Origin of the sequence: Halobacillus sp. BBL2006 (assembly GCF_000786645.1) — a bacterium.
GTDB lineage: Bacteria > Bacillota > Bacilli > Bacillales > Halobacillaceae > Halobacillus.
Genome location: NZ_JRNX01000391.1, coordinates 1 through 9914, shown reverse-complemented (window position 1 = coordinate 9914; position 9914 = coordinate 1). Strand labels below are relative to the sequence as shown.

At 42.0% G+C, this 9914-nt stretch carries 10 protein-coding genes; 8 read left to right on the top strand and 2 right to left on the bottom strand.

Annotated features, from left to right (window positions below; translation table 11 throughout):
- From LD39_RS23800 to LD39_RS23795, 5 genes are all read left to right on the top strand, one after another.
- A partial coding sequence (locus LD39_RS23800; protein ID WP_156112632.1) for a hypothetical protein occupies nucleotides 1–176 on the top strand: 176 nt, incomplete at its 5' end.
- Between the two features lie 15 nt (nucleotides 177–191).
- Complete coding sequence (locus LD39_RS12060) at nucleotides 192–1229, top strand: ribonucleotide-diphosphate reductase subunit beta (RefSeq protein WP_035546829.1); 1038 nt, start codon at nucleotides 192–194, stop codon at nucleotides 1227–1229.
- Between the two features lie 218 nt (nucleotides 1230–1447).
- Nucleotides 1448–1789 carry a P-II family nitrogen regulator gene (locus LD39_RS12055; RefSeq protein ID WP_035546826.1) on the top strand — a complete coding sequence of 114 codons (342 nt, stop codon included), beginning with the start codon at nucleotides 1448–1450 and terminating at the stop codon, nucleotides 1787–1789.
- 30 nt (nucleotides 1790–1819) lie between these two features.
- Nucleotides 1820–3214, top strand: a complete 1395-nt coding sequence (locus LD39_RS12050; RefSeq protein WP_035546823.1) for an ammonium transporter — start codon at nucleotides 1820–1822, stop codon at nucleotides 3212–3214.
- Between the two features lie 181 nt (nucleotides 3215–3395).
- Nucleotides 3396–3503, top strand: coding sequence for a putative holin-like toxin (locus LD39_RS23795; protein ID WP_081988430.1), 108 nt, complete (start codon nucleotides 3396–3398; stop codon nucleotides 3501–3503).
- 176 nt (nucleotides 3504–3679) lie between these two features.
- Here LD39_RS23795 and LD39_RS12045 read toward each other — a convergent pair whose 3' ends face one another.
- A complete protein-coding gene (locus tag LD39_RS12045) occupies nucleotides 3680–5359 on the bottom strand; it encodes a YndJ family protein (protein WP_035546820.1) in 1680 nt (559 codons plus the stop codon).
- Between the two features lie 136 nt (nucleotides 5360–5495).
- Between LD39_RS12045 and LD39_RS12040 the strand changes: the two genes are divergently transcribed.
- Both LD39_RS12040 and LD39_RS12035 read left to right on the top strand, forming a co-directional pair.
- Entirely contained in the window at nucleotides 5496–6059 is a 564-nt protein-coding gene (locus tag LD39_RS12040) for a sigma-70 family RNA polymerase sigma factor (protein ID WP_052158845.1), read from the top strand.
- On the top strand, nucleotides 6052–6696 hold the full coding sequence (locus LD39_RS12035) for a hypothetical protein (protein WP_035546818.1): 645 nt from the start codon (nucleotides 6052–6054) through the stop codon (nucleotides 6694–6696). The genes LD39_RS12040 and LD39_RS12035 overlap by 8 nt, the downstream gene beginning before the upstream one ends.
- 60 nt (nucleotides 6697–6756) lie before the next feature.
- Here the strand turns inward: LD39_RS12035 and LD39_RS12030 are convergent, their stop codons facing one another.
- Nucleotides 6757–7389 (bottom strand): uracil-DNA glycosylase, encoded by a 633-nt coding sequence (locus tag LD39_RS12030; RefSeq protein WP_035546816.1) that lies wholly within the window; start codon nucleotides 7387–7389, stop codon nucleotides 6757–6759.
- 164 nt (nucleotides 7390–7553) lie between these two features.
- Here LD39_RS12030 and LD39_RS12025 point away from each other — a divergent pair, with 164 nt between their 5' ends.
- Nucleotides 7554–9695 (top strand): MMPL family transporter, encoded by a 2142-nt coding sequence (locus tag LD39_RS12025; RefSeq protein WP_035546813.1) that lies wholly within the window; start codon nucleotides 7554–7556, stop codon nucleotides 9693–9695.
- Nucleotides 9696–9914: the final 219 nt, after the last annotated feature.

Genomic DNA, 9914 nt, shown 5'->3' with positions numbered 1-9914 from the left:
AAAAGTACGTCGATCAATCGATTTCTTTCAATATATATGTTCGAAACTCGATTCATGCAAAAGAACTTTTAGCTCTCCATTTAGATGCTTGGAAACAGGGGTTGAAAACGACTTATTATACTCGCTCTACCTCAAGTCAAGGGGAGTACGACGACTGTGAAAGTTGTTCATCATAAAAGGAGGTCTTGGATATGTATGAAATTCAAAAAAGAAAACTAGTGGACCACAAAGCGCCTAATGCGGCCACAGGGATTATCAACGGTAGAAGTTCTAATGTATTAAATTGGGATGATACACGTTACTCATGGGCCTATCCCATGTATAAAAACATGCTTGCAAATTTCTGGATTCCGAATGAAATCAATATGAGCAATGACTTAAAACAATGGAAGACACTTTCTGATCAAGAGCAGTCCTCTTTCAAAAAGATAATTGGACTGTTAGCCTTTCTCGATTCGATCCAAACCGATTATTCTGGAAAGATTGCTGATTATTTAACGGACTCTAGTCTATCCGCCTTGATGCAAGTATTAGCATTTCAGGAAGTCGTCCACAACCAATCGTATTCATACGTTCTTTCTACCCTTGTTGATCAACAGGAGCAGGAAAGAATTTTCGAATACTGGAAGCATGATGACATTCTAATTGAACGTAATCAATTCATTACAAACGGGTATGAGGAATTTGCCGACTCCCCTTCTATAGAGTCATTCTTGCGTTCGATCGTTTATGATGTCGTCCTTGAAGGGTTGTTCTTTTATGCGGGATTCGCCTTTTTCTATAACCTTGCCCGCAACAACAAAATGGTATCTACTAGTACAATGATTAATTATATTAATCGGGACGAACAAATCCACGTCACATTGTTCGCACGTATTTTCAAAGAGACATTAAAAGAAAATCCTCTGCTCGATGAAGACAAGTATCTCACTTTCGTAACGGAAACGTTTGAGAAAGCCGCGGCATTAGAAATCAAATGGGCTCACCATATTATCGGAGATCGTTTCCCCGGCATTCCGATACAAGACCTGGAAGATTATATCCGCTTCATGGCCAATAAACGAAGCCGGCAGTTGGGAGCAGAAAAGCCCTTCCCTGAATATAAGAAAAATCCATTGAAGTGGATCCGCGCTTATCAGGAAGTCGATGAAGGAAAATCAGATTTCTTCGAACAGAAATCAAGACAATATACGAAAGTATCAGAAACAAATGGTTTTGATGAACTATAAACTTCCCCTAAGGTTATCCTACATATGGATGACCTTAGGTTTTTTTGTTTTTTCAAAAGCCTAACCTTATCGTAAATAAAGCGATTCCATGTCACATTTTCTTACATAAGGACGAAATAATGTATTGATTTTTCAGAATATTTACTTTATGATTATATTTATTCATTACTTATTGTGTTAGGAAACCTAACATTAATTTTATGAGGAGGAGTAAATCCATGAAAAAAGTGGAGGCAATTATCCGCCCTGAAGCCTTTCAAACGTTAAGGCAAAACCTCGACCACCGGGGCGTTAAAGGGTTAACTGTTTCTGAAGTCGCTGGCTGCGGCCAGCAAAAAGGACAGGAGGGAATTTTTAGAGGAAGCCGATTTGAAGTGAAGCTTTATCCTAAAGTAAAAGTTGAAATGGTACTCGAAGATCACGAAGTAGAGCCTATCATCGATGTCATTACAGATTCATGCACCACAAATGAAGTCGGAGATGGAAAAATCTTTGTTTCCTCAATTGATGAAGTGTATCGCATTCGTACAGGAGAATCTGGCAAGTCTGCATTAATCTAATTCTTTTATTGAAAGGAAGGAACATTACTAATGAAAAAAATCATTCCTCTGTTCTTATTCGCACTATTAGGTTTCCCTATCGTTGCAAGTGCTGAAACGGTCGTGACTCCTGAAGCAGTCCTTGAGTCTGTCGATATGGTTTGGATAATGATAGCTGCCTTTTTAGTATTCTTCATGCATGCTGGATTCGCAATGGTCGAATCAGGATTCACGCGCTCTAAAAACGCCCTTAATATCTTAATGAAAAACTTCATGACCGTCTCCATCGCATCTGTCCTCTACTTTATCGTCGGTTACGGAATTATGTTTGGTACTTCTGGGGGAGGTATTATTGGTTTAGACGGTTTCTTACTTAGCGGGCAAGAAGATCAAATCGGCTTCTTCGTCTTCCAGGCTGTTTTTGCTGCTACCTGCGCGACAATTATTTCAGGTGCTGTTGCTGAACGTATGAAGTTAAGCTCCTATCTTCTTTTAACAGTCTTGATGACAGGCTTCATTTATCCCGTTGTGGGTCACTGGGTTTGGGGTGGAGGCTGGTTATCGGAACTTGGTTTCGTTGACTTTGCAGGTTCAACAGTCGTTCACTTAACCGGCGCGTTAGGTGCAATTGTAACGGTAATGTTCTTAGGTCCGCGCCTTGGAAAATACAGCGGTAAAACTGTCAACGTTATTCCTGGTCACAACATTCCATTAGGAGCCTTAGGGGTATTCATCCTTTGGTTCGGATGGTTCGGGTTCAACGGCGGTAGTACACTTGCTGCTGATCCTTCCTTAATTCCTGCCGTTATCGCAACCACCTTGCTATCCGCTTCCGGCGGAGTCATTGGTTCAGCTCTCTTCTCTTATGCGAAATTCAAGCAGATTGATGCTTCTCTAACATTGAATGGAGCGTTAGCAGGCCTGGTCGGGATTACTGCCGGTACGGCGAACGTCTCTCCAATTGGCGCGATTATTATCGGTTTGCTTGCCGGAGTGATTCTTGTTGAAGCTGTGCAATTCCTCGATCGCGTCGCCCGTATTGATGATCCAGTTGGTGCGATTGCTGTCCACGGTGTGTGTGGTATTTGGGGTACGCTTGCTGTCGGTCTTTTTTCTGTAGAAGGTGGTCTCTTCTACGGTGACGGCTTTGCTTTACTCGGCATTCAAGCTATCGGTATTCTGGCGGTAGTTGCCTGGACAATGGGAGCTACAGCTGTTGCAGTGCTTGCCATCAAAGCTGTTTCAGGTACGATCCGCGTATCTCGAGAAGAAGAAATTTCAGGTCTGGATTTTGCAGAGCACGGCTCTACAGCCTATGAGTCCAGCAGAAGTATTTTTAATGAAAACCCTGGCGCAGACAGCGACTTTGGTGTAGGTCTGTTACACAGACTAGATAGTCTAGACAAACAGCCAAAACCAAAAAGCTCTCACAAAACCGCCCAATAAAATGGATAAATTTAGCACCTCAGGTCATCCAATATTTGGATGACCTGAGGTGTTTTTATGGTTCGTTCTGGCTATTTTCAAAATTTACACGAACAAATGTTCTTGTTTTTGATCAAAATATGGTATCCTTGTATATAGATACCGTTCTATTAGGATTGGGATAGGTGGCGATAGAAAGGGAGTGAGGCCTATCATAAGCACATATGAAGCTCTTATGATTATGTTGGCGTTTGGAACATTCATAATTACACTCCTGGCGCTGATTATAAAAATGAACAATAAAAAATAAGACCCCCTGCTCATTAGGAGAGGGGCCTTTTCAACGGATTAACTATAAGAACGGTATCTTATCAGGTTACAGTTGCCCCTGTAACCTGATTTTCTTTTATTATAGCACAGTCAACTCATTACTAAAGAGAAAATGCCCTCTCTCCACCTCAGGGTGAATAGAAAGTTATTCAAACTCTACTCACCATCTTTCCTTAATACATATTTAATAGAAAGGAACGGCAGCCGCCCTAAGGTAAGATGATGCTCCGCCCTGAGTATTCCTTTTTCAATCTCTGTTACATGAAACCACTCTCTCAAAGGTGTCCGAATGGTCCATTCTCCTAAAGTAAAATAAATACCTTCGTCTCCCCGAGCATTTTTCCGCAGATGACTCGTCAACAATAAGCCGCCTTTTCCATCCGCTTCAGGTTTCAAGACTCCAGTCATAACCCCTCGCGGAAAAGGTAACGCAATATTCATGTAAGTTGCGCCGTTCTTTTTGTGATAAGAATACAGGGCGGTAAAAACCGGTTCACCCGTCTGCACATTTCTCCTCATCCATGCTCTAACCTGTTTACGTCCATCCTTATGATCAGAAATGGACAAAAGCTCCCCTTTCATTCTTATGTTTCCAGATGACGGAATATTCACCTGCCCTAAACGCTCCGTAACTCTATGGATCAATCGCGAAATCCGAATAAATCCTCTATGCCATTGGACAGAGGCATTCATGCTGTAAGCATCGGTATGCAAATAAAAGTCCTTCACTCCTTCGCTCAACTCGTCAGGGTTAAATTGGCCACTCTTAAACGTACGCCAATTGGGAATTAATCCAGTAGTGTACTCATGCTTTGAAGCCCACCCCATTCGAATGACTATATCACTTCCGACATATCCTTTTGCACGCAATTGACTGATTGGAAAGCTTCCGTACATGTGACGCTGCGGCGCATGGACACCCCTCCAGGCAAGAACTGCTAATATTGAAAACCCAAAGGCATTGAACCAGCCGTGATAACGTACCATTTCCCCAATATTAAGCCAATTCGTCTCGTACATTAACCCTAAACTATATAAAAAAGATAGCGTCATCGTTCCCAATAAAATGAGCGAAGATAACCGTAAGGCCATGGCTGTCCATGTTTTGAAATCGACGGATAACCAAAACCACCAGAGGCATAACCACACCAAGACCAACACGTAAATTCCGACGGTATACGTTTCTACCGGCGGCCCTTGATTAAGGCCAACAGCTACTAAAATTGGTCCGATGGCGACACCTAAGGCCAACAAAGCATAAGGGCGTATGAAGTACCTTTTTCTTATACGATTCCCCTCCGCTCTGTAACGACCAAAAAAACCTGTAACAAGTGGCAGTACAAAAGCAGCGTAATGAAAGTGGATGGCGGTTAACTGGACGATCGATTCTGAATAAGGGAGATACTGAGCCCATCCCGCACTTGAAATCAAAAGCCACAAACCGCCTACCGCAATATACAATAGACCTAAATCTATCAGGGTCTCTTCGACTGGTCTAAACCCTCTGGACAATAGACGCATCAAGCCTCCTATAGCAATTAAGAGAGTATAGAAAGACCAAACAGCTGCCCACCACCCCGCGTCACCTCCTGGTGGCAATGTCACCGCAATCGCCCCAGCACCCGCAAAAGGCAACGAGGACTGCATAACATTTCTCAACCATCGTTCAGCCCTGTTGGCAGCCTGCTGTGGAACCACCTCATCCAGTAATAAGGGCACCAAGATAAAAAATGCGAAACCAAGTGCTAAGTCTACATCACTTATGTAAAAAATCATTTTCCAAAGGATAATGAGTACCAAACCAGCAACGGCGCTTATGAACCCTGGACGCTTCATATGACTCCTCCTGACTATGTAACCTATACAAGGGATTTCTATTTATTTATCGAATTATGTAAAGAGTGACTTGCTATATCTATTCTACCAAAACCTGAAGTAAAGGAGTGTCGTCTATAGTATGAGGTGGGACAAATTGATACGAAAACAACTCTCGCAATCTTATACATATGAACTAAAGATGGACGACATGGTAAAAGAATGGATTTCTGTCTATGGCCATGACTTGAAATGGCTAGCGTATTCTTACGTCAAAGACCACTCCACCGCAGAAGACATCACACAAGAAACGTTTATTAAAGCTTATCAAAAACACGCTTCTTTTAAAGAACAGTCCAGTTTGAAAACATGGTTATATAAAATCACCGTCAACCTTTGCAAAGACCACCTGAAGAGCTCTTATATCCGGCGTGTGGTCAAAAAAAGCACAGACCTATTCAGACATATCCCCACGATGGATGCTACTCCAGAGGAATGTGTAATTAACAAAAGCAATGACGAAGAATTAGTCGATCAAGTACTTAAGCTGGAGAAGAAATATAGAGAAATCATTATTTTATTCTACTTCGAAGAATTTGAAATCAAGGAGTTAGCAGAAGTTCTGAACACAAGTCCGAACACGATCAAAACAAGGCTTCGTCGCGCACGTCAACTCCTTCATGAACAGTTGACATCAGAAGGGAGTTCTGAACATGAATGATTTACTCGACCACAAACTAAAGAAATTAGATAAAGAATCTAAACACAAAAAAGTTCCTTTTCAAAAAGAACATACGTATCGGGCTGTATTATTAGGTACACTCAAGCAAAGCCACCGGCAGAGATGGCGAATGTCTTTAATCATCCCTCTTCCCCTTATCGCTTTGGTCGCTTTCTTTTCTATGCAATTCACTGATACCCATTCGCGTACACCTATTTATACGGCATCTATGCAACCTGAGAAAAGCATTTTAGCAGGTTCTAAAACGTTCGACTTCCATCGGGAACTTTTTGTTGAAAAATCACTCACATCCACAGAGAAAAGTGCAACGATGTTTACGGAAACGTATGTGATTCATGACGGTAAGAAGTATATTCAAACCGGTAAACGCGTGGATCCTGAGAGCTTAAACAAAGTGATTGGAAGAGTGAAAAATAAAGACGCTCCAGAGAAAAAAACCTTCTCTAAAGGTGCAACTTTTTTCCCGGAAACAGAGATTTACAGCATCAAAGGCAGAAAAGAAAGCGAGATGATCGCTATCCAAAGTACAAGAAGTACAGGAATAGGATCTTCTTCCATCAGTACACCGGGTTACTTTGTATTTAAGAAGAAAGAGGCATTGCCAACCGCTCAATAACCCCCCCTTATTGATAGAAACGTAAGAGAACCCTTACCAAGACCGGGTTCTCTTTCTTGTTTATGACAAATAGCGTTTCACCTGGTCGAGTGATTGATCAATCGTTTGTTTGATTTTCGGGTTATAGAAAACAGCCGCTGGATGATAAAGTGGAATCACTTGGTAGACTTGATCAGATGGCTCATACACTCCTGCCTCTATGTCTTTCACTTTCATCACGGGCATTTCCAGTACCTGACCAATGATTTCACTGATTTTATCTTTTCTCCCCGTCACCCTCTCAAAGGCCACGCCTCCTAAAGTGATGATGATTTTCGGGTTCATCGTCTCAATTTGATAGTCCAGTAGAGGGGCATGGGCGTTGATTTCTTTTTGGTTTGGCTTCCGATTGGCCTTTCTTTTTCCGCCAGAGTCCTTTTTGTTGGTTTTGACCCATTTGTATGGACGACTCCTTACTACACTTGTAATATAAATATCTTCCCTTGCAAGCCCTAAAATAGTCAATTGTTTATCAAGCTCTTTTCCTGCTCGACCAATAAAAGGCCTTCCTTCCACTGCTTCGTTTTCGCCAGGGGCTTCACCAACCAACATGACTTCCCCATTTGTATCGCCTTGCCCTAAAACAAAACCTTCCACATCATGAGGTTCCATCCTTATTTTCGCTTCTTCAATTAAATGGTCAGGGAATTCCAATGCATCTCCCCTCCTTTTCTTTTTTTATGATTTTCCACTAATCCATATGACTTACACCTTAAGTCGTTATTAGTTTTCAATTTATAGGAAAAAGAGTATCATTTGTAGAGAATAGATTTCTGTACATAGTAACCAGGTGCAATGAATAAAGGAGTTCGATTTCAATGAAAAAAATCTCTTCACTTATTGTTCACTCATATAAATGGTTTCTCGCCCTCTGGATTTTAATTGCGATCATCATGGGTTATTTTGCAATCCAGCTTCCTTCGTTGTTAGAAGGAGACGGCTTCAGAACAGATGGTGAATTTGAAAAAGTAAAAGAGGAATTGAACGAAACGTTCGACTTCCCAGAATCCACTTTACTCATCCTTTTCGAAACTCAAGACACTCAAATCATTACCTCAACCCTCGACGATATTAAGGCATTGGATGTAGCTTCCAGTATCGAGTCACCTTTAGATAACGACTCACAGATGAAGGACGATCTTGCTTACGCATCTGTGCATTTTACGGATGAATCTTTGGATATGAATAAAATCATCAAGGGTATCGAAGAGATTACCGAGAATCAAGAAAAGGTGACACTGACCGGTGCTCCTGTCATTTCTGAAGACATTAACAAGGCTAGCCAAGAAGACCTAAAGCGAGCTGAGCTAATTGGTCTCCCATTCGCCCTGTTAATTTTACTGCTTGCTTTCGGAACAGTAGTCGCTTCCCTGCTGCCTTTAATTATGGGCGGGATTACAATTGTTTTCGGATTCGGCATTTTAGCCATCATCGGGCAGGATACGGAGTTGTCTATCTTCATTCTCAACATCGCACCAATGATAGGGCTGGCTCTTAGTATCGATTTCGCCCTTTTATTTATCAATAGATACAGAGAAGAAATGGTCAAACAAGAGAAAGCACAAGCCTTGATGACAACGATTCAAACCGCAGGGAGATCGATCATCTTTTCGGCTGTGTGTGTATTCATAGGCCTTGTAGCAATGAGTGTCATCGAAGTCGATATTTTCAGGAACATTGCCATAGGAGGGGCCGTAGTTATCATAGGGGCTGTATTCTCTACGTTAACCTTATTGCCCGCCCTCCTCTATTTGTTAGGTCCTAACTTGAATAAGTGGCGACTGATCCCTACGGATAAGGATACGACACCGCGCTGGCGCAAATTTGCCCGGGTTGTCATGAAGCACCCAGTAATCATCGCCGGAACCTCACTCGTCATTTTGTTTATCGGGGTAATCCCTGTCAACAATATGACTTTATCCATTCCGACAATCAACGCCTTACCGGAGAGTTACGATTCAAGAGCTGCGTTCGAAGTGATTGATGAAACGTTCATGTCCGACCAGGAAAGCACGGCTTATGTCATTGCCGATCGCGATGGAGAATGGCTCGATAAAGAAGGTCTCGAGCAGATGAAAGAGTTGCAAGAAAAGCTATCAGAGCCTGAAATCGTGGATTCTGTCAATACGCTCTATACAACTAGCGAAATTGAAGATCCCGAACAGCTTGAAGCATCCTTACAACAACCTGAGGCAAGGAAAAGACTGGAACCGGCTATCGATCAATTTATTGCAGAAGACCAATTGATGATTCCAGTTAACTTGACCGTCGCAGCCAACTCCGAAGAAGCTCAAGACTTAATGACGAAATGGTCAACTTCTGATTGGGATGTATCGATGCAATTTGGAGGACAGCCGAAATTCAACCAAGAAATCTATACCGAAATTTACGACAAGATTGGATATGTTCTAGCCATCATCCTTATCTCAACTTTTATCATCTTAATGATTGCGTTCCGCTCGTTGTTTATCCCTTTAAAAGCGATTTTAATGAATATCATCGGCTTGACATCTACGTTCGGGATTCTTGTATGGATTTTCCAGGGCGGTCACTTCGGATTAAATGAAACGGACATCGCGTTGATCTTACCTGTCATTGTGTTTAGCCTGGTTTTTGGTTTAAGCATGGATTATGAGGTTTTTCTCATCTCCAGAATACATGAATTTTACCTCCAAAACGGTGACAATACGAAATCAACGATTGAAGGATTGGCGAACACGAGTAAAATCATCACCTCTGCGGCTTTGATCATGATTGTTATCACTGGCGCCTTCGCGTTCACAGGCGTAGTACCTGTCAAACAGATTGGAATCGGGATTGCGATTGCCATTTTCATTGATGCCACAATCATCCGTTTATTGTTAGTTCCAAGTTTGATGAAGCTATTAGGTGATTGGAATTGGTGGCTGCCGTTTAGCAAACAAAATCAAAAAGCGAAAAGCTCTTCTAAAGCACATTAAAAAAGCGGCCCTCAGCCGCTTTTTTTCTCTCTATAAAGCCTAGTTGTTGATTTTCTTATTCCACAAAAGCACCCGATTGTTGAAGACTCAGTTTCGAGACGTTTGTATGAATCTAGGGCTCCGGAAAAAGGTCCGCTTTCCATGGGGCGGGCGCTGAGCTCCCTCAGGCTATGCCGAAGCCACTGAAAAAGTGTTGTATTAACAGAAAGGTAGAAGTTC

Coding starts and splice junctions, on each gene's coding strand:
- LD39_RS12055 (WP_035546826.1), top strand. CDS start 1,448: ATGAAAAAAGTGGAGGCAATTATCCGCCCTGAAGCCTTTCAAACGTTA.
- LD39_RS12025 (WP_035546813.1), top strand. CDS start 7,554: ATGAAAAAAATCTCTTCACTTATTGTTCACTCATATAAATGGTTTCTC.
- LD39_RS12060 (WP_035546829.1), top strand. CDS start 192: ATGTATGAAATTCAAAAAAGAAAACTAGTGGACCACAAAGCGCCTAAT.
- LD39_RS12035 (WP_035546818.1), top strand. CDS start 6,052: ATGAATGATTTACTCGACCACAAACTAAAGAAATTAGATAAAGAATCT.
- LD39_RS12050 (WP_035546823.1), top strand. CDS start 1,820: ATGAAAAAAATCATTCCTCTGTTCTTATTCGCACTATTAGGTTTCCCT.
- LD39_RS12045 (WP_035546820.1), bottom strand. CDS start 5,359: ATGAAGCGTCCAGGGTTCATAAGCGCCGTTGCTGGTTTGGTACTCATT.